This window comes from Mycobacterium mantenii (assembly GCF_010731775.1).
Lineage (GTDB): Bacteria > Actinomycetota > Actinomycetes > Mycobacteriales > Mycobacteriaceae > Mycobacterium > Mycobacterium mantenii.
Map to the genome: position 1 here is coordinate 3,232,440 of NZ_AP022590.1, position 20,385 is coordinate 3,252,824.

Below are 20,385 nucleotides of genomic sequence, written 5' to 3' on the forward strand. Positions count from 1 at the left end.
CGCAGGAACGGCCGGCCGTGACCCGCACGAAATGGCTGTGCACCTGTCAGCTCCGGGAGCGCTTCGCCGCGGGCCTGTCGGCGATGTACGCCGCCGAGGTGCCCGCCTACGGGACCCTGGTCGAGGTCAGCGGGCAGGTCAACGCCGATTACGCGGCGCGTCACGGCAACCCCGAGCGGTTCGGCTCGCTGCAGCGGGTCACCGCCGAACGCCATGGCGCCATCCGGGTGGGCAGCCCGGCCGAATTGGCCGCCGTCGCCGACCTTTTCGCCGCGTTCGGCATGCTGCCGGTGGGCTACTACGACCTGCGCCGTGCGGCCTCACCCGTTCCGGTGGTGTCCACCGCCTTTCGGCCCATCGACGCAAACGAGTTGTCGCAGAACCCCTTTCGGGTGTTCACCTCGATGCTGGCCACCCGCGACGCGCGCTATTTCGACCGGGACCTGCGCCGCCGCGTCGACACCTTCCTGGCCCGGCGCCAGCTGTTCGACCCCGCACTGCCGGCCCGGGCGCGGATCATCGCCGCCGACGGCGGATGCCAAGCCGACGCCGCGCCTGCGTTCGTCGCGGCGGCGGTGGCGGCATTCGCGTTGTCCCGCGAGCCGATCGAGCGATCCTGGTACGACGAACTGGCGCGGGTCTCCGCGGTGGCCGCCGACATCGCCGGCGTCGGCTCCACCCACATCAACCACCTGACGCCCCGGGTGCTCGACATCGACGATCTGTACCGGCGGATGGCCCGGCGCGGCATCACCATGATCGATGCCATCCAGGGCCCGCCCCGCACCGACGGACCCCCGGTGCTGTTGCGCCAGACGTCTTTTCGCGCGCTGGCCGAACCTCGCCGCTTCCGCGACGACGACGGCCGCATCACCGAGGGGACGCTGCGGGTGCGCTTCGGCGAAGTTGAGGCGCGAGGTGTGGCGCTGACACCGAAGGGCCGGGAACGCTACGACGCCGCGATGGCCGCCGCCGACCCGGCCGCGGTGTGGGCGGATTACTTCCCGCGCACCGACGTCGAGATGGCCGCGGCGGGGCTCGCCTACTACCGTGGCGGTGACCCGAGCGCACCGATCGTCTACGAGGACTTTCTGCCCGCGTCGGCGGCGGGCATCTTCCGGTCGAACCTGGATGCCGACGCTGTCTTCGAAAACTGTTCTGCCGCCGACGATTCCGGCTACGACACGCAGTGGCTGGCCGGCGCCATCGGCCGCGAGATTCACGACCCGTACCAACTGTACGAAGCGATGTCCCAGGAGGCACCCCGATGAGCATGCCCACCGCCGACGACTTGCGCGCCCGGGCGCGCGACGCCCTGCGGGCGATGGGATCCGACATCGCACTCGGGGAGCCCGACGGCCACGGGATGGCGGCCAGCACACCGATCACCGGCGAGGTGCTGTTCACCGTCGCGCCCACCACACCCGAACAGACCGAGCGGGTGATCACCGAAGCCGCCCAAGCATTTTCGGTGTGGCGGGGCACACCGCCCCCGGTCCGCGGCGCGCTGGTGGCGCGCCTCGGCGAGCTGCTGAAGGCGCACCGTGGCGAGCTGGCCACCCTGGTGACCCTCGAGGTCGGCAAGATCACCTCCGAGGCCGCCGGCGAGGTGCAGGAGATGATCGACATCTGCCGGTTCGCGGTCGGCCTGTCGCGCCAGCTCTACGGCCGCACCATCGCCTCGGAACGCCCCGGCCATCGATTGCTGGAGAGCTGGCATCCGCTCGGGGTGGTGGGGGTGATCACCGCGTTCAATTTCCCGGTCGCCGTGTGGGCCTGGAACGCCGCACTGGCCCTGGTGTGCGGCGACCCGGTGGTGTGGAAGCCCTCGGAGCTGACGCCGTTGACGGCCTTGGCCACCCAGTCCCTGATCGCCCGGGCCGCGGCCGATGTCGGCGCACCCGCCGCGGTGAGCTCCGTGGTGCTGGGCGACCGCGACCTCGGCGGGCTGCTGGTGGACGACCCCCGCATCGCGCTGGTCTCGGCGACCGGTTCGGTCTCGATGGGCCGGGCCGTCGGGCCGCGCGTCGCCGCCCGGTTCGGCCGGGTCCTGCTGGAATTGGGCGGCAACAACGCCGCCATTGTGACGCCGTCGGCCGACCTGGACCTCGCGGTGCGGGCCGTGGTGTTCGCCGCCGCCGGCACCGCCGGTCAACGCTGCACCAGCCTGCGCCGGCTGATCGTGCACCGCTCGGTGGCCGACGAGGTCGTCGCCCGCGTCGCGTCCGCCTTCCGGCAACTGCCGATCGGCGACCCGTCCGCGCCGGGCACACTCGTCGGACCGCTGATCCACGAGACCGCCTACCGCGACATGGTGGGGGCGCTGGAACAGGCGCGCGCCGACGGCGGCGAGATCATCGGCGGCGACCGCGCCCACCCCGGGGTCGTCGAACATCCGAGTTCCTATTACGTCGCGCCGACCCTGGTGCGCATGCCCGCACAGACCGCCATCGTGACGACCGAGACGTTCGCGCCCATCCTCTATGTGCTGACCTACGATGAGCTGGATGACGCGATCGCGCTGAACAATGCTGTGCCACAAGGCCTTTCGTCTTCCATCTTCACCACCGACCTGCGGGAGTCCGAGCGGTTCCTGGCCGAATCCGACTGTGGAATCGCCAATGTCAACATCGGCACGTCCGGTGCGGAGATCGGCGGTGCGTTCGGCGGGGAGAAGGAAACCGGAGGCGGACGCGAATCCGGCACGGACTCGTGGAAGGCCTACATGCGCCAAAGTACCAATACCGTCAATTATTCCGGCGAGTTGCCGCTGGCCCAGGGAGTGGAGTTCGGATGATTCCAATGTGGCGGGCGTCTCATGTCGTATGAGTACTATCTGACACATGCCGACAGCCCGCAGGCGCTTGTCCCCCGAGGATCGACGCGCTGAGCTGCTCGCTTTAGGGGCAGAGGTCTTCGGGAAGCGACCCTACGACGAGGTCCGCATCGACGAGATTGCGGAACGCGCCGGGGTGTCGCGGGCCCTGATGTACCACTACTTCCCGGACAAGCGGGCATTTTTCGCCGCGGTGGTCAAGGACGAGGCCGACCGCTTGTACGAGAACACCAACATGGACGACGCCAGCGGCCTCACCATGTACGAAGAGGTCCGCACCGGTGTGATGGCCTACATGGCCTACCACGAGCAGAACCCCGAGGCCGCGTGGGCCGCCTATGTCGGCCTGGGCCGTTCCGACCCCGTTCTGCTGGGCGTCGACGACGAAGCCAAGAACCGTCAGCTCGAACACATCATGAGCCGGATCACCGACCTCGTGGCCAAGACACCCGCGAGGAAGCTGGAACCCGACGTCGAGCGCGACCTCCGGGTGATCTGTCACGGCTGGCTGGCGTTCACCTTCGAGCTGTGCCGGCAGCGCATCATCGACCCCACAACCAATGCCGATCGCCTCGCCGACGCGTGCGCGCACTCACTGTTCGACGCCATCGCCCGGGTCCCCGAGATCCCCGAGGAACTGTCCCACGCGATGTCGACCGCTCGTATCGAGCCGCGCTAGCCGAAGCCTTGTCGGTGCCCGTTGGCACCATGGACAGGTGAGCACTCGCGCCGATGCCGGGCCGCCCGGCCGTTCCGACCCGTTGGGCCGGTTCAGCGCGATCACCCGCGAGTGGTTCACCAGCACGTTCGACGCCCCCACCACCGCCCAGGCCGAGGCCTGGAACGCGATCGCCGACGGCCACAACACCCTGGTGATCGCGCCGACCGGCTCGGGTAAGACGCTGGCGGCGTTCCTGTGGGCGCTGGACAGCCTGGCCGGGTCGACGGAGCGCCCGCCCGGCACCCGCGTGCTCTACGTCTCCCCGCTCAAGGCGCTGGCCGTCGACGTCGAGCGCAACCTGCGCACTCCCCTGGCCGGCCTCACCCGCATCGCCGAACGCCAGGGCCTGCCGGCCCCCGACATCAGCGTCGGGGTCCGCTCCGGCGACACCCCGCCCGCGACCCGCCGCCAGCTGATCAACCGCCCGCCCGACGTGCTGATCACCACACCCGAGTCGCTGTTCCTGATGCTCACCTCGGCCGCGCGCGAGACGCTGGCCGGCGTGCAGACGGTGATCGTCGACGAGATCCACGCCATCGCCGCCGGCAAGCGCGGCGCCCACCTCGCGGTGTCACTGGAGCGTCTCGACGCGCTGCGGGAGGACAAGCCCGCCCAGCGCATCGGGCTGTCGGCGACGGTGCGCCCACCCGAGGAGCTCGCCCGGTTCCTGTCCGGGCAGGCGCCGACCACCATCGTGGCCCCGCCGTCGGCCAAGACGGTCGAGCTCACCGTGCAGGTGCCGGTGCCCGACATGGCCAACCTGGCGAACACTCCCCCGCAAGCGGGCGGTACCCCCTCCATCTGGCCCGACGTCGAGAACCGTCTGGTCGACCTGATCGAATCCCACAAGTCGACCATCGTGTTCACCAATTCGCGCCGGCTGGCCGAGCGACTTACCGCCCGCCTCAACGAGATTCACGCCGAACGCAGCGGCGTCGAACTGTCCCCGGATTCAGTGGCGGCCAATCCGAAGGTGCCCGGCGGTGCCCCGGCCCACATCATGGGCAGCGGCCAGACCTACGGCGCCGACCCGATACTGGCCCGCGCGCACCACGGTTCGATCAGCAAGGAACAACGCGCCCTGGTCGAAGAGGACCTCAAGCGCGGGCTGCTCAAGGCGGTGGTGGCCACCTCGAGCCTGGAGCTGGGTATCGACATGGGCGCGGTCGATCTGGTGATCCAGGTGGAGGCGCCGCCGTCGGTGGCCAGCGGCCTGCAGCGCATCGGCCGGGCCGGGCATCAGGTCGGCGAGGTCTCGCAGGGAGTGCTGTTCCCCAAACACCGCACCGACCTGATCGGCTGCGCGGTCAGCGTGCAGCGCATGCTGACCGGTCAGATCGAGACGATGCGGGTGCCCGCCAATCCGCTCGACATCCTGGCGCAGCAGACCGTCGCGGCGGCCGCGCTGGAGCCGTTGGACGCCGATCGGTGGTTCGAGACGGTTCGGCGGGCCGCGCCGTTTGCGACGCTGCCGCGCAGCGTGTACGAGGCCACCCTGGACCTGCTGAGCGGCAAGTACCCGTCCACCGAGTTCGCCGAGCTGCGACCGCGGCTGGTCTACGACCGCGACACCGGCACGTTGACCGCGCGCCCCGGCGCGCAGCGGCTGGCGGTGACCTCCGGCGGCGCGATCCCCGACCGCGGGCTGTTCACCGTCTATCTCGCGTCTGAATCCGAAAAGCCTTCGCGGGTCGGCGAACTCGAAGAGGAGATGGTCTACGAGTCGCGCCCCGGCGATGTGATCTCGCTGGGCGCCACCAGCTGGCGGATCACCGAGATCACCCACGACCGGGTGCTGGTGATCCCCGCCCCCGGCCAGCCGGCCCGGCTGCCGTTCTGGCGCGGCGACGGCCTGGGCCGCCCGGCCGAGCTGGGCGCCGCGCTCGGCGCCTTCACCGGCGAGCTGGCCGGCCTCAAACGCGAGGCGTTCGACAAGCGTTGCGCCGGTTTGGGTTTCGACGCATACGCCACCGACAATTTGTGGGGTCTGCTCGACGAGCAGCGCACCGCCGCCGGGGTGGTGCCCACCGACACCACCCTGCTGGTCGAGCGGTTCCGCGACGAACTGGGCGACTGGCGGGTGATCCTGCACTCGCCGTACGGGCTTGCGGTGAACGGACCGCTGGCGCTGGCGGTGGCCCGCAGGCTGCGCGAGCGCTACGGCATCGACGAGAAACCCACCGCCTCCGACGACGGCGTCGTAGTGCGCCTGCCCGACACTATTTCCGATTTCGCGTCCGACACGGGAACTGATACCCCGCCCGGCGCAGCCCTTTTCGTCTTCGACGCCGAAGAGATCGACCCCATCGTCACCGCCGAGGTGGGCGGCTCGGCGCTGTTCGCGTCGCGCTTCCGCGAGTGCGCGGCGCGCGCCCTACTGTTGCCGCGCCGGCATCCCGGCCGGCGCTCGCCGCTGTGGCAGCAGCGTCAGCGGGCCGCGCAGTTACTGGAGGTGGCCCGCAAATACCCCGACTTCCCGGTGGTGCTGGAGACCATCCGCGAATGCCTGCAGGACGTCTACGACGTCCCGGCCCTGACCCTGCTGATGACCGGCATCGCCCAGCGGCGGGTGCGGGTGCTCGAAGTCGAGACGCAACGGCCGTCGCCGTTCGCGGCGTCGCTGCTGTTCGGCTACGTCGGCGCGTTCATGTACGAGGGCGACAGCCCGCTGGCCGAGCGCCGGGCCGCCGCGCTCTCGCTGGACAGCACGCTGCTGGCCGAGCTGCTGGGCCGGGTGGAGCTGCGCGACCTGCTCGATCCCGAGATCATCGCCGCCACCGCCCGCCAGCTTCAGCATCTCGCGGCCGACCGCGCCGCCCGCGACGCCGAGGGCGTCGCGGACCTGCTGCGGCTGCTGGGCCCGCTGACCGAGGACGAGGTGGCCGCCCGCGCCGGTGGCGCCGACGTGGGCGGCTGGCTGGAAGGTTTACGCGCGGCCCGCCGCGCGCTGACGGTGTCGTTCGCCGGCCGCAGCTGGTGGGTGGCCATCGAGGACATCGGCCGGCTGCGCGACGGCATCGGCATCGCGGTGCCCCTGGGCGTGCCGGCCGCCTTCACCGAGGAGGTGGCCGACCCGCTGGGCGAGCTGCTGGGCCGCTACGCGCGCACCCACACCCCGTTCACCACGGCCGAGGCCGCCGCCCGGTTCGGGTTGGGGTTGCGGGTGACCGCCGACATCCTGGGCCGGCTGGCCGGTGACGGCCGGCTGGTGCGCGGCGACTTCGTCGCCGCACCCGAACTGCCCGGGGCGCCCGTGGCCGGCGGCGAGCAGTGGTGCGACGCCGACGTGCTGCGCATCCTGCGGCGGCGCTCGCTGGCGGCGTTGCGGGCCCAGGTCGAGCCGGTCAGCACGGCCGCTTACGGCCGGTTCCTGCCGGCCTGGCATCGGGTGGGGACGGCCGAATCATCGCGCTCTCCAGGTCATTCCGGACTCGACGGGCTGATGTCGGTGATCGATCAACTGGCCGGGGTGCGGATGCCCGCATCGGCCATCGAGCCGCTGGTGCTGGCCCCCCGGGTGCGCGACTACTCCCCGGCGATGCTCGACGAACTGCTCGCCACCGGCGAGGTCACCTGGTCGGGCGCCGGATCGATCTCGAGCGGCGACGGCTGGATCGCGTTGCATCCCAGCGAATCCGCGCCGCTGACGCTGTCCGGGCCGGCCGACATCGAATTGGGCGACGCCCACCGCGCTGTGCTGGACACGCTGGCCCCGGGGGGTGCCTACTTCTTCCGCCAACTCACGCAAAGCGGGTTCGGTGAGTCGGAACTCAAAGCCGCGCTGTGGGAACTCATCTGGGCCGGCTGGATCACCGGCGACACGTTCGCCCCGGTGCGGGCCCTGCTCGGCGGCACCGGAACCCGCAAGCGCTCCGCGCCCGCGCACCGGTCGCATCGCCCGCCGCGGCTGAGCCGATACAGCGTCGCGCACCCGCAGTCCCGGCCCGCCGACCCGACCGTGGCCGGCCGATGGTCGATCCTGCCGGCCCCCGAGCCGGATTCCACGCTGCGCGCCCACTATCAAGCGGAACTCTTGCTGGGCCGCCACGGCGTGCTGACCCGGGGGGCGGTGACCGCCGAGGGCGTGCCCGGCGGGTTCGCCACGCTGTACAAGGTGCTGAGCACGTTCGAGGACGCCGGCCGCTGCCAGCGCGGCTACTTCATCGAGTCGCTGGGCGGGGCGCAGTTCGCCGTCGCGTCGACCGTCGACCGGCTGCGCGCCTTTTCCGACGGCGTCGATCCGGAACGGCCGGAGTACCGGGCGGTCGCGCTCGCCGCGGCGGATCCGGCGAACCCGTACGGCGCCGCGCTGCCCTGGCCCGCCTCCCGCGGCGACGGCTCGGGGTCTGGGGGGCCGGGGGCACGTCCGGGCCGCAAGGCCGGTGCGCTGGTGGTGCTGGTGGACGGCGAGCTGGCCTGGTTCCTCGAGCGCGGCGGCCGGTCGTTGCTGACCTTCACCGACGATTCCGCCGCCCATCACGCCGCCGCGACGGCGCTGGCGGACCTGGTCTCCGCGCGGCGCGTCGCGTCCATCCTGGTCGAACGCATCGACGGAGTGTCGGCCCTGCAGCCCCGCGCGGACGGACCCGGCCCGGTCGACGCGCTCTCCGACGCCGGATTCGCCCGCACCCCACGCGGAATGCGGCTGCGCTGACATGCCCGAAGGTGACACCGTCTGGCACACCGCCGCCGTGCTACGCGAGCACCTGCTCGGCGCCACCCTGACCCGCTGCGACATCCGGGTGCCGCGGTTCGCCACCGTCGATCTCACCGGCCAGGTTGTCGACGAGGTGCTCAGCCGCGGAAAGCATTTGTTCATCCGGGTAGGCCGGGCCAGCATTCACTCGCATCTGAAAATGGATGGCAGCTGGCGGGTCGGCAGCCGTCCGGTGCGGGTCGACCATCGGGCGCGCATCATCCTGGAGGCCGACAGCGTCCGGGCCGTCGGCGTCGACTTGGGCGTGCTGGAGATCCTTGAGCGCGACCGTGACGGCGAGGCCGTCGCGCACCTGGGACCCGATCTGCTGGGCGAGGATTGGGATCCCGCGCTCGCCGCGGCCAACCTGACGGCGGCCCCGAACAGGCCGATCGCCGAGGCGCTTTTGGACCAGCGGGTGCTGGCCGGGGTCGGCAACGTCTACAGCAACGAACTGTGCTTTCTTTCCGGGCATCTGCCCACCGCGCCGGTGAGCGACATCACCGATCCGCATCGGCTGGTTTCGCGCGCGCGGGATATGTTGTGGCTCAACCGCTTCCGCTGGAACCGGTGCACCACCGGCGACACCCGGCCCGGGCGGCAGCTATGGGTCTACGGGCGATCCGGGCAGCCCTGCCGTCGCTGCGGCACCCCTATCAACTTCGACGACTCCGGAGACCGGGTGACGTACTGGTGCCCGTCCTGCCAGCGCTGAGCACCCCGCTAGTCCTGATGGTGGCGACCCGCTGTGCCCGGCTTCGCTGCGCTTGCCATCACAGCTAGTCGCGGGTGTGCGCCAGGAAGAACTGGGCGATGGCCTCGGACCCGTCGAGCGCACGCGTGGTGGGGCCGATGACGGCCGCTGGCAGGTACTGTTTGCCGCCCGGCCAGGTGTGCCCGCCGCGGTCGATCTTGTAGAACACCACCTCCGTGTTCGCCGCGCACTGGGTGGATTCGTAGCGGTGCACGACGGTGCCGTCGCGAACGTCGGGCAGCGCCTCCATCGCCGGGTCGCCCTGGCACCCGTCGGCCGAGCGCCACTTGCCCACCATGGTGTCCACCGAGACGGAGTGGCTGACCCCGCCGCGCCCGCGCACCGCCCCACCCTTGAAGGGCACCAGGGGATCCGCGGTCCCGTGCGCTTCCCAGACCGACACCGGCTTCGACGGATTGCAGGACACGCCCACCCCCAGGGTGCCGGCCACCGGCGCCACCGCGGCGAAGACGTCGGCGCGCTCACACGCCAACCGGTTGGACATGAAGCCCCCGTTGGACATCCCGGTGACGAAAACGTGCCCGGGCGCGATGCCGTAGTCGTCCTGCAGCTTGTTCACCAGCCCGACCAGAAAGGCCACATCGTCGACATGGCGGCGATCCGCGGGCGAGGCGCCACGGCCGTCCGCCCAGCTCTTGTCGTAACCGTCGGGGTAGACCACCAACAGGTTGTGGGCATCAGCAACGCTGTCGAAACCCGTCAGGCCGCGCTGCGAGATCCCGGTGCCGCCGCCGCCGTGCAGACTGAGCACCAGCCCGACGGGGTCGCCCGCCGGCACGTGCAACATGTAGGTTCGGTCCATGCCGCCGGATCGAAAGGTGCCGGAAATGTCTCGAGAGCTCGCCGCCGATACGTGCCGCACACCGCAGCCGACCACGCATATCGCCACCACAGCGAACCACCACCACCGCGCGTATGCCATATCGTCAGATCACCGACGGCGCGTCGACGAAGCCGCGCCGGTCACCTGCGTCCGACGGCGGAGCAAACCCCGGTGTGGCACATACCGCATTATCGGCGATAAGGCACCGGGTGGCACCGCGACATGCAAACATTCGAACTAGCCCCGCCTCCAGCAAGCAACGGCACTTCTGTTCCACGGGAGTATCAGAAATGACGACCACCCAGATTCGCAAGCCCTTCCGGCGGCTGTCGCTGTTGGCGACCGGCGTTACCCCGCTGGCCGGGCTGCTGGGCGTGCTGGCTGCATCCGCGACCGCTCACGCCACATCCGCCGATGACACGTTCCTGGCCGCGCTCAAAGCCAAGGGCATCAACTACGAGTCGCCCGATGCCGCGGTCAACTCGGGGCATACCGTGTGCCACGAGCTCGATATGGGCCAGACACCGGAACAGGTCGCCAACAACGTGCTGTCCAGCAGCGCTCTGGACAGCTATCACGCCGGCTACTTCGTCGGGGTCAGCATCAAGGCGTACTGCCCGAAGTACGCGGCGGCGGCATCTGGCTCCTGAAATTTACAGGCGGTTGACAGCCCCGTGACAGACTCGCGGATAAAATTGAAACATCCGAAACCAGAAGAACCTCAAGGCCAAAATGATCCCGAAACTTTTGGTCGGTGTTGCGGGTGTTGCAATCGCTCTCGGCGCTTCCAGCGGGGCAACGGCATCGGCCAGCATCGACCCTAGTCCCTTCAGTATTCTCAGCTGCGCCTGCGCGGATTCGGATCCGCCGGGCAGCCCCGCCCCGTTGGACACGATCAATCAGGGCATCCAGCAAGGACTTTCCGCCGCACCCGTGGTGCAGTAGCCGGATCACGGCCTACAGCCAATCGCGACGCCTGAACATCACGTAGAGCACCGCCATCAAGACCACTATCACGCTGGTGCTGGCCGCGAATCCGGCCGCCGAACCGAAGCCCGGGTAGGGCACGTTTTGCCCGTAAAAACCCGTGATCGCTGTGGGCACGGCGATGATGGCCGCCCACCCGGTCAGCTTCTTCATGACGGTGTTCAACCGGGCGTCCTGCAGCGACAAATTGGTTTCGAAAATGGTTGTGATCATGTCGCGCAACGATTCTGTCCATTCGGAGACCCGCAGCACGTGGTCGTACAGGTCGGCGTACAGCGGGTCCAGGTGCCGGTCGGAGCCATCCGAAACACGATGGTGGGCAATGGCATTGACGACCTCGCGCATGGGCAGGGCCACCCGCCGCAGGTTCACCAGGTCCCTGCGCAACCGGAAGGTGCGGCGCTGAAAAATCCCCTTGCGCGGCGTGCCGTCGAACAGTTCGTCCTCGATGGCCTCGATGCAGTCGTCGAGGGCTTCCACCGCGGTGAAATGACTGTCGACCACCACGTCGAGCAGGCCGTGCACCAGCGCACCGACACCGTAGCGCTGGCCGCCGATCTCCTGCCATCGCCGCGTCACCTGCGCCATGTCGAAGTCGGACGTCAGGCGCACGGTGATCAGCCCTTGCGGCAGCACGAATCCTGAGATGCGCTGCATCGACAGCATGCGCTGGCCCGCGTCGGCCGCATCGTTGGCGACGTCGACGGCGTAGACCGTGAAGAAGGTGTGCGTTTCGTACGCGGTGGCCTTGACCCGCTCGGCTGCGGCCACGGCATCCTCGACCGCCCAGCGGTTCAGACCGAGTTCGTCGGCCAGTCCGCACAGGGCGTCGTGGTCCGGTTCGCACAGGTCAACCCACACCAGGGTGTCCGGTTCGGACAGGTAGTCGGAGATCTTGCCGAACTCGAAGTCGTCCAGCGGCTTGCCGCCGCGCCACACGTGGCCCTGAATATTCGAAGCGATCTGCACCACAGCATCCTCTCAACCGTTGTTCACGATCGGTAAACCCACCAGCCACTCGTTGGCGCCGCGGTCGCCGACTGCCCGTGATGATCTTGACGTCGGGTCGTGTCAGCCCTTTCGGCGGTGTCGGCGAGCAGGTGGGTGAAATGGAGCAATCAAACCGGTTGCAGCTCAAGCCTTATCGAGCTGTCTCCGAGCATATCGACGGTGCCTGGTGGCCGCGATCGACGAACTTGGTCGACGAGCTGCCGTGCCTGGTGGCGTCGTTGTCCGACCGCCTCGGACAGGTCGTCATGGTGGGCTACCGCCGCAACGGCTGGCAACAGACGCCGGCGCTGGCCGAAATCGACGGGCACACAATCGAATTGCTGGGCTTCACCAGTAACGAGCCGGCCAGCGTCATCGTGATGGCCGAAAGCGGCCGCCACATCACCCTGCACGTCATCCGGCCGGACACCGACGAGAACGCCGCCCGCCGGGCACTCGACGCGGTGCGTACACCCGCCGCCACCCAGGTCTCCCCCGCCGTCCGGGCCACGGTCGGACGATCGGTGGTAGACGTGGCCGACAAGCTGGCCCGTCACGAGGGGCTGGATGACGAGCGGCGTACCGCCCAGATCCGGCGCTGGTGCGAAGAAACGGCGCAACGATTCATCGATGCACCGGTGCAGACCTTCGTACCCATCCTCGTCGAACACATCGTCCGCAACCGTATGATGGAGTCGCCCAAGCAGCACTATCCCCCCGACGGCGGCTTGTGCATCACGGTGCCCGGCAGCTCCGCGCCGTATTCAATATCGTCGTAGTCGCGTCCCTTGCGCCGCCGATCTTTCGCCGAGCCCCGCGTCGGGCGCATCGGAGCCATCGGGAGCAGGGGCGTCTGACCGGCACCCGGCGGCAGCGCGGAGACCGCCGACGTCAGTTGCACCGGAGCCGATGAACCCAGCATCCCCACCGTCGCGGGTGGCATGGTCAGGTTGCCGAGCGAAATTCCGATGCCCAGCGTCGCGCGGGGCGCCAACGACGATCCGACCGCGCCGAGGAGTTGCGCGTCCGCCGACGACAACGCGGCCGTTCCCTCGGCGAGGCCGCCGAAGATGTCGGCGCCCACGCCCCCCTGCAGCGCCTGGGCGGCGTTGAGCTGGGCGAGATAGCTGAGCATGTTGACCGGGAATCCGCTCGCAATGAACTGCCATCCCCACACGCTGAAATATCTGAACCAGCCCGAGTCGGGATCCAACCCGAAGGCGCTGGAGGCGGCGAGGTCTTGACTAGTCCCGGACAGCGCGGCTGCGATCTGCGTCCCGGTATTGCCGGTGTTCGTGGTGGGCAGCAGGGCGGCCTGGGTGGCCACGCCCGACGGGTTGGCCACCTGCGGCGGCGACTCGAACGTGGGCGGCCTGACGGTGCTCGCCGAGGTCGCGGCGTAGCGCATCATCGCCGCCGAGTTGTTCAGCCACATGGTCTGATATTCGGCTTCGGTTTCGGCGATCGCCGGGTAGTTGATCCCGAAGAAGTTGGTGGCCAACAGCATGGCCAGCCGCGCCCTGTTGGCGGCGACCACCGAGGGATGCACCACCGTCCAGTGCGTGGTTTCGAACGCCGCGATCATGAGTTGCACCGAGGTGGCGACCTGCTGGCACTGCTGCGCGGTGAGGCGCAACCACTCGATGTAGGGCTCGAAGGCCTGGGCCATGGCTAAGGCGGACGGCCCTTGCCAGGTCGTCGACAGCCACAACAACTCCGCGGTGTAGCTGGCGGCAGCCTGCTCGAGCTCCATGCTGAGCTCTTGCCACATGCCGGCGGCTTCGATCCATGACCAAGCGCCGGGTCCGGAGTGGATCAGCGCCGAGGTGACCTCCGGCGGCAGTATCCCAAAATCCATGAACCTTTACCTTGGGGAAGAAGGGGGTGGGGCCAACGCTGCGCGTCGGCCCGTCCGGCAATTCGAGAGTCGATGACGATAGGACTTTTCGGTGTCCCGCTGCTGGTCGCTGTTGACCTACCCGGAGGCGGGATTGGGCGTCCGCATGCGTAAGGCACCACGTCGGCTTTATCCCGCCGATGGATTTCGAGGCATCACTTTCCCTTTGACCTGCTGGCCGTAGTCGATGTCCTCGTACTTCTGCTGTTTACGTTTTCGCCAGCCGGTGCCCGCCGACGAACCGGTTCCTGGCGGCACCATCATCGGCATCACCGGCAACCCTGCTTCCGACGCGGGCAGCGGCGAGGCCGCGGACGCGAGTTGCACCCCGGTTTGGGTGCCGGGCAACAGCCCCACCACGGCGGGGGGCGCGGTCAGCTTGCCCAGCGATACCCCAACGCCCATCGCCCCCGTCGGCGCCATGCCCGCGCCGATACCTTTGACCGCGTTGGACAGGCTGGCCGTGGCCGCTCCGAGGCCTTCCGACAGGCCCGAGCCGATGTCGCCGCCCACGCTCTGCAGCGCGCTGGCCGACGAGTTCTGCGCCAGATAGCTGAGCATGTTGATGGGGAAGCCGGACGAGATGAACTGGTTGCCCCAGGTGCTCCAATAGTTGAACCAGCCGGTGTTGGGGTCGAAACCGCCTGGTGTGTTGAGCGCGTTGAGAACCGACCCCACCGACGAGTTGCCCGACGAGTTGACCAATGCAGTGTTCACCGCGGCCTGTTGGTTGACCGTTCCGGTCGGATCGGTGATGGCGAGCGGCGAGTTGAACTGCGACAGCTGCGTGGTCGCCTGCGACGACGTCGCCTGATAGCGGCTCATCGCGGCCGAGTTGTTCGCCCACATGGTCTGGTATTCATTTTCGGTCTCGGCGATGGCCGCCGTGTTGGTGCCGAACCGGTTGGTGGCGAGCAGTTGCGCCAGGCGCGTCCGATTGGCGGTGACGACCGCAGGCGGGACTATCGATGCGCGCGCGGCGGTGAAGGCCGATGCGGCGGTGTCGGCCGAGGTAGCCATCTGCGCGGCCTGCTGCGCCGTCTCACGCAGCCAGAGCAGGTAGGGCTGGACGGACTGCAGCATCGCCATCGCCGATGGCCCGTCCCAAGACTCGATGAGCGACGACAACGTCGAGGCATACGTGGAGACCGAATTCTCCAGCTCGACAGCCAGCCGCTGCCAGGCGCCGGCGGCCTCGATCAGCGAGCCCGCCCCCGGCCCGGTGTGGATGAGCGTCGAGGTCACCTCTGGGGGTGCAAAAAGATCCATCACGTCTCACAATGCCCACGCTGAGAAAGCCTCAGCAAATTTGTGTTAACCAGGCCGCGAAGAACCTCGAAACTCTGCACCTCGAAGCCTGTCGCCTGCGGTCGGTACCTCCCAGCTCGACTGCAGCGCGTTAGGACACCCTATACCTTAAGCTGAGAGCGATTTGACATTTGCTGGCCAGGGCCACTTGCGCGCTACCGGCCGTTTCCTAAACGGTCACCGTGGCGCCGCGGTTCAACACGACGATCCGGTCCCCCAGGCCTCGGTGCTGCATTTCCCGGGTGAAGTCGGACAGCGGCGACGCGAACACCGCATAGTCGTCGAAATGCACGGGGATGACCTTCGGAAGGGCCAGCATCGCGACGAGTTCGGCGTGCCCCCGGTGCAAAAAATTGGGGTCGGTCAGCAGCGTCAGCCCGCCCGCGAAAATGAGCGTGGTGGCGTTGCCGACGAACGTGACGGTGATGTCCATAGGCCCGGGCTACCCGGTCCCGCGGCGTCCATGCCGACTAGAAGGGCGGCGGGTCATCGTCGCCGTCGGCCGGTGGAGCGGGACCAAAGTGGGCGGCCTCGCGTTCCCGATGTTTCGCTTGCCGGCCTTGGCGATTCAGCCGGCGTTCGGTGGTCACTCGCGCGGCGCGGTTCTGGGCGCGGGTCCTTCGTCGTTTGGGCATCATGGCCGTGCGGTCGGCGCAGTAATCGGGCACCACGTCGGCCTCGGTGGCCGGCGCCCCGCCGAGGCCGCGGCACAGACTCGGGAACAGCAGGGCGCTGCCCGGCGTGGTGACATAGGTAAGCCCGGCCGGTGAGGTCAGGATCAGCGTCACGTCGGGCAGCTGTTGTTCCCGCCAGCCCCAGAACGTTTTCACCAAATGATGTGTGCGGCAATAACATTTGAGGTTCGACGCGTGCGTGGGCCCGCCGTCGGCGTACGGGATCGTATGGTCCACGTCGCAGTTGACGGCGGGCTGGTCGCAGCCGGGCCAGCGGCACGTCAGGTCGCGGCAGCGCACGAAATCGGCCAGCGCCTTCGACGGCACATAGCCCGGCTCGGGCGGCGCAGCCCCCGGGTGGACCAGCGGTGCCAGCCTCGCCGACGCGGCCAGCTCGGCGACCAGGTCCGGTGGGATCAAACCCTCGGCGCCCACCTCGCAGGCCGGTGCGCCGCCGCCGCGGCCGTCAAGGGATCCCGCCTCGGCGATCACATGGATCACCACCGGTCCCGCGGCGGGCCGCGTGCCTGCCGCGCAATCGCGGCGCCCGCAGCGACATCCCAATCGGTCCGCCCCGCCCGCCAACGCCCCCAACGCGTCGGCGCGGCGCTGCTCACGGCTGCGCGGATCGTGGGCACACACCGTGGCCGCCAGTGCATCCAGCCGTTTGTCCAGCGCGTGCGCGTCCGGGGCGAGCAGGCTGCCCTCGATGTGCGACCAGCCACCCTCGACGTCGACGACCCACACCCGCCGGTCGGCCACCAACTCCTTGCGGCGGCGCACCGCATCCGCGTCGGCCCGCGCCACGATCTTGTCCACCTGCGCGGCCAGCCGCCCCCGGGTCATCGACGGCCAGCGCGCCGCGTTCACCGCCAGCTCGGCGTCCACCCTCGCCAGCACCTCGGGGTCATCGATCAGACCGGTGCGGAACACGATCGTCTGGAACATCGAGTAGTCGATATCCCCGGCCGCGAACACCGCGCCGACCTCCGGCAACCGCTCCCGCATCGCCCGGGCATAGCGGACCTTGCTGCCCGCCAGCCCCTGACCGATGCGCAGCTCGGCGGCCACTTCCGCGCTCACCGCCGCCTCGGTGTCGACCGCCCACTCCTCGCACTCCGAACAGCGCGACAGCCGATGCGCAAACAAGTCGCCGATCGCCGTCAACTGCTCAGCCGCCGCGCGGTTCTCGACCCGCGAAAACACGCCGATCCGCTCCAACAGGGCCGCCGAGACCGGCGTCACCGACGGATGCTGTCGCTCGAACAACTCGTCCAGCCGAGCAATCGCCTCTTCGAACATACATTCGATAATGCCAGATGCCTACGACAACTTTCAGCGCGACGTGCGGCCGCCTAAACGGCAGCCGCGCCCGTCACTGGAAGCGTGCGGCGCGTCGGCGGATGCGATGCGTGTGTCCGCGCACGCGGTACGGCTGCGGGACCAGGTGTATCGGCTCGGCGTAGAACATCAGCTTGGCCAGCTCCACGAGGACCAGGTAGCTGATGACGAAGGCGCCCAGCACGGCAAAGAATTGCCAGGGCAACAAGGTGAATCCGAGGGTGTGTGCCAGCGGCGAGATGGTGAGCACGGCACCGATGGCGACGACGGTGAGGCAGGTCGCCGCCAGCCAACCGCTGGGCCGGCTGCGGAAGAAGGGGACCTTGCGGGTGCGGATCGCGAAGATGATCAGCGTCTGGGTCGCAAGCGATTCCACAAACCAGCCGGTGCGGAACTCGATGGCGCCGGCGTTCAGCACGCCCAGCATCAAACCGAAGGTCAGGAAGTCGAACAGCGAACTGATCGGCCCGAAGATGAGCATGAACCGGCGGATGAAGGCGACGTTCCAGTGCGACGGCGCGTGCAGTTGCTCCTCGTCGACCCGGTCGGTCGGGATCGCCAATTGTGAAGAGTCGTACAGCAAGTTGTTCAGCAGAATCTGGCTGGGCAGCATCGGCAGAAAGGGCAGCAACGCCGAGGCGGCGGCGGCGCTGAACATGTTGCCGAAGTTGCTCGACGTACCCATCAGCACGTACTTGATGGTGTTGGCGAAAATCCGCCGTCCCTCAGCCACGCCGGTCGCCAGCACGCTCAGGTCCTTCTCCAAGAGCACCACGTCGGCCGCGTCCTTGGCGACGTCGGTGGCGCTGTCGACCGAGATGCCGACGTCCGCCGAATGCAGGGCCAGCGCATCGTTGACGCCGTCGCCCAGGAAGCCGATCGATCGCCCGTTGCGCCGCAGCGCGGTGATCAGCCGCGCCTTCTGCTCGGGGGAGATCCGCGCGAAGATGGTGTGGTTTTGCGCGGCGTCGACGAACTCGTCGTCGCCCAACGGGTCGAGCTGTGCGCCGGTGATGGTGCCCTTGGACGCCAAACCCAATTCGCTGCACACCTTTTCGGCGACACGCGGATTGTCCCCGGTGGCGATCTTGAGCTCGATGCCCAGGTCGGCCAGCTCGGACAGCGATTGCCGCGCAGCGGATTTGGGTTCGTCGGCGAAGACGAGAAATCCCACGAGCGACAAGTCGCATTCGTCCGCCCGGGTGAGCGTCGTCAGCGTCGGCGCGGGTTTGACGGCCACCGCCACCACCCGGCGCCCGGCGGCGAACAACACCCCGAGGGTTTCGTTCGTCACCGGCGCGACGGTCCGGCATTGGGCCAGCACCTGTTCGGGCGCGCCCTTGACCACCAGTACCCGGCCGCCGTCGTCGTCGACCAGCGCCGAGGTCGCCCGGCGTTCGTGGTCGAAGGGCAGCATCGCGACCCGGTGCACGGCGCCGCCCGACACCTCATGCGCCTGGGAGGCTTCCCACAGCGCGGCGTCGAGCGGGTTGGCGCTGGCACCACCGGTTTCCGGGTCAACATCGGTGGCGAGCAAGCCGAGGCGCCTTACCGACTCGCTGTGTGCACCCGACGCGTCGATCGTGTCGACGAGCCGGAGCCGGCCTTCGGTCAGGGTTCCGGTCTTGTCGGTGATCAAGACGTCGATGTCGCCGAGGTCCTCGATGCACACCAGCCGTTTTACGAGCACCTTCACCTTCGCCAGCTGGCGTGACCCGGTCGCCAGCCCGGTGCTGACCACGGCGGGCAACAGCTGCGGCGTGATGCCGACGGCGATCGCCAGCGAGAACAACACCGAGTCGATGATCGGCTTGCGAAGGAGCAAGTTGCTGGCCAAGATGACCACCATCAGCGCGATGGCGACCTGCAGCAGCAGGTAGGAGAACCGGCGCAGCCCGACCTGGAATCCGGTTTCCGGCGGGCGCTCGTCCAAACCCGATGCGATCCGCCCGAATTCGGCGTTTTTCCCGGTGGCGTATACCACCCCGGTGCCCTCGCCGGCGCTGACGATGGTGCCCATGAAGGCCAGGTCGGTCGCGTCGGGCAGGTCGGTTCCGGGAGGCACCGGCTGGGGTGATTTCTCCGATCCGATCGATTCCCCGGTCAAGATGCCTTCGTCGCATTCCAGACCGCTGACCTCGATGAGCCGGACGTCGGCCGGGACGGCCTCCCCCAGCGACAGCCGAACCACGTCGCCGGGTACCAGCGCGGTGACCGCGAGGGCGACGAACTCCCCGTCGCGGCGCACCACCGCCTTGTGCTGCATCCCCGCGTGCAGCGCAGCGGCGGCCCGCTCGGCGCGGTACTCGTTGACGAAGCCCAGACCGATGCTGGCCGCCAGGATCACGCCGATGATCACCGCCTGCATGCTGTCGCCCAGAAAGAACGAGACGACCGCGGTGCCGGCCAGCAGCATGAGGACCGCGTTGCGCAGTTGACGACCCAGCACCGCAAGGGGATTGACGCGATGGGTTCGCACCGCGTTGGGGCCGTAACGCGTCAACCGGGCGGCGGCCTCCGCGCTGGACAGTCCGGCGGGCGAACTGTCCAGCCAGCGCAACACCTCGTCGACCGGGGCGGCCGCGACCCTCTTCGTGGTTATGACCATAGCGTCCGGCCGCGTTTGAGTGGTCATAACCGGGCGCAACCAGGGACCCTCAGTAGGTGGATATCTCGTCTTGCGCGGGCAGGTCACCACTGACCACGAAGATGACGCGGCGGCCGATTTCCACGGCATGGTCGGCAAAGCGCTCGTAAAAGCGGCCCAGCAACGCCGCGTCGACGGCGACCGGAATGTTGTCCGTCCAGTCCTGACCCAACAGGACGCTGAACAGATTCCGGTAGAGCTCGTCCATCGCATCGTCTTGTTCACGAAGCCGGGCGGCCTGCTGCGGGTCGCGCGAGATCAGCACCTGTCTGGCACTGTCGCCCAACGCGATTGCCACCTCGGCCATGTCCGCGAAACACGCGCGGACCTCGTCGGGCAGGATCCGATTCGGGTACTCCCGCCGGGCGATCTTGGCGACGTGCACGGCCAGCGCGCCCATCCGTTCGATGTCGGCGATGATATTGATGGCGCTGAAAACCGCCCGCAACTCGCCGGCCACCGGTTGTTGCAGCGCAAGCAAAGCGAACGCTTCTCGTTCCGCCCGCGCCCGCATCACCATCATTCGCTCGTGCTCACGGATGACACGCTCGGCGGCGTCAAGGTCGGCCTCCAGCAGGGCTGCCGTCGCGCGCTTCATGGCTTCGTCGGCCAGGCCGCACATCTCGCCGAGCTGGACCGTCAGATCGGCCAGCTGATGGTGATAAGCGGTTCGCATAGCGCAACCGTGGC

The 20,385-nt window shown here is 68.7% G+C and carries 14 protein-coding genes and 1 pseudogene; 7 read left to right on the forward strand and 8 right to left on the reverse strand.

Going from position 1 to position 20,385, the window contains the following annotated elements; genetic code table 11:
* The first annotated feature begins 17 nt into the window (after positions 1 to 17).
* Genes hglS through nei2 form a run of 5 tightly spaced genes read left to right on the forward strand, consistent with a single transcriptional unit; the run spans position 18 to position 8,968 of the window.
* Positions 18 to 1,271, forward strand: a complete 1,254-nt coding sequence (gene hglS, locus G6N50_RS14435) for a 2-oxoadipate dioxygenase/decarboxylase (RefSeq protein WP_083099683.1) — start codon at positions 18 to 20, stop codon at positions 1,269 to 1,271.
* A complete protein-coding gene (amaB, locus tag G6N50_RS14440; RefSeq protein ID WP_083099681.1) occupies positions 1,268 to 2,797 on the forward strand; it encodes an L-piperidine-6-carboxylate dehydrogenase in 1,530 nt (509 codons plus the stop codon). The genes hglS and amaB overlap by 4 nt, the downstream gene beginning before the upstream one ends.
* 46 nt (positions 2,798 to 2,843) lie before the next feature.
* Complete coding sequence (locus tag G6N50_RS14445) at positions 2,844 to 3,515, forward strand: TetR/AcrR family transcriptional regulator (protein ID WP_067832489.1); 672 nt, start codon at positions 2,844 to 2,846, stop codon at positions 3,513 to 3,515.
* A 37-nt stretch (positions 3,516 to 3,552) separates the two neighbouring features.
* Positions 3,553 to 8,211, forward strand: a complete 4,659-nt coding sequence (locus G6N50_RS14450) for an ATP-dependent helicase (protein ID WP_083099680.1) — start codon at positions 3,553 to 3,555, stop codon at positions 8,209 to 8,211.
* 1 nt (position 8,212) lies between these two features.
* Positions 8,213 to 8,968, forward strand: a complete 756-nt coding sequence (gene nei2, locus G6N50_RS14455; RefSeq protein WP_083099678.1) for an endonuclease VIII Nei2 — start codon at positions 8,213 to 8,215, stop codon at positions 8,966 to 8,968.
* A gap of 64 nt (positions 8,969 to 9,032) precedes the next feature.
* Here the strand turns inward: nei2 and G6N50_RS14460 are convergent, their stop codons facing one another.
* The gene (locus G6N50_RS14460) at positions 9,033 to 9,950 is read right to left on the reverse strand and encodes an extracellular catalytic domain type 1 short-chain-length polyhydroxyalkanoate depolymerase (protein WP_083099677.1); all 918 of its coding nucleotides are present in this window, start codon (positions 9,948 to 9,950) and stop codon (positions 9,033 to 9,035) included.
* Positions 9,951 to 10,141: 191 nt separating this feature from the next.
* Between G6N50_RS14460 and G6N50_RS14465 the strand changes: the two genes are divergently transcribed.
* On the forward strand, positions 10,142 to 10,501 hold the full coding sequence (locus tag G6N50_RS14465) for a DUF732 domain-containing protein (RefSeq protein ID WP_083099675.1): 360 nt from the start codon (positions 10,142 to 10,144) through the stop codon (positions 10,499 to 10,501).
* A 307-nt stretch (positions 10,502 to 10,808) separates the two neighbouring features.
* Here G6N50_RS14465 and G6N50_RS14470 read toward each other — a convergent pair whose 3' ends face one another.
* Positions 10,809 to 11,807: a magnesium transporter CorA family protein gene (locus G6N50_RS14470; protein WP_083099712.1), complete on the reverse strand. Its 999-nt coding sequence runs from the start codon at positions 11,805 to 11,807 to the stop codon at positions 10,809 to 10,811.
* A gap of 140 nt (positions 11,808 to 11,947) precedes the next feature.
* Between G6N50_RS14470 and G6N50_RS14475 the strand changes: the two genes are divergently transcribed.
* Positions 11,948 to 12,607 (forward strand): DUF5994 family protein, encoded by a 660-nt coding sequence (locus G6N50_RS14475; RefSeq protein ID WP_083099710.1) that lies wholly within the window; start codon positions 11,948 to 11,950, stop codon positions 12,605 to 12,607.
* Here the strand turns inward: G6N50_RS14475 and G6N50_RS14480 are convergent.
* The 6 genes and pseudogenes from G6N50_RS14480 to phoU form a co-directional block, all read right to left on the reverse strand.
* Positions 12,538 to 13,686, reverse strand: a complete 1,149-nt coding sequence (locus G6N50_RS14480; protein WP_083099672.1) for a PPE family protein — start codon at positions 13,684 to 13,686, stop codon at positions 12,538 to 12,540. The genes G6N50_RS14475 and G6N50_RS14480 overlap by 70 nt on opposite strands.
* A 168-nt stretch (positions 13,687 to 13,854) precedes the next feature.
* On the reverse strand, positions 13,855 to 14,994 hold the full coding sequence (locus tag G6N50_RS14485) for a PPE family protein (protein WP_083099670.1): 1,140 nt from the start codon (positions 14,992 to 14,994) through the stop codon (positions 13,855 to 13,857).
* Between the two features lie 208 nt (positions 14,995 to 15,202).
* Positions 15,203 to 15,412, reverse strand: a pseudogene (locus tag G6N50_RS14490) (MBL fold metallo-hydrolase); the annotation flags it as partial.
* Positions 15,413 to 15,503: 91 nt separating this feature from the next.
* Entirely contained in the window at positions 15,504 to 17,009 is a 1,506-nt protein-coding gene (locus G6N50_RS14495) for an HNH endonuclease signature motif containing protein (protein WP_163650852.1), read from the reverse strand.
* Between the two features lie 73 nt (positions 17,010 to 17,082).
* On the reverse strand, positions 17,083 to 19,656 hold the full coding sequence (gene mgtA / locus G6N50_RS14500) for a magnesium-translocating P-type ATPase (protein ID WP_232068757.1): 2,574 nt from the start codon (positions 19,654 to 19,656) through the stop codon (positions 17,083 to 17,085).
* A 49-nt stretch (positions 19,657 to 19,705) separates the two neighbouring features.
* Positions 19,706 to 20,371, reverse strand: coding sequence for a phosphate signaling complex protein PhoU (gene phoU / locus G6N50_RS14505; protein WP_083098774.1), 666 nt, complete (start codon positions 20,369 to 20,371; stop codon positions 19,706 to 19,708).
* Positions 20,372 to 20,385 lie beyond the last annotated feature (14 nt).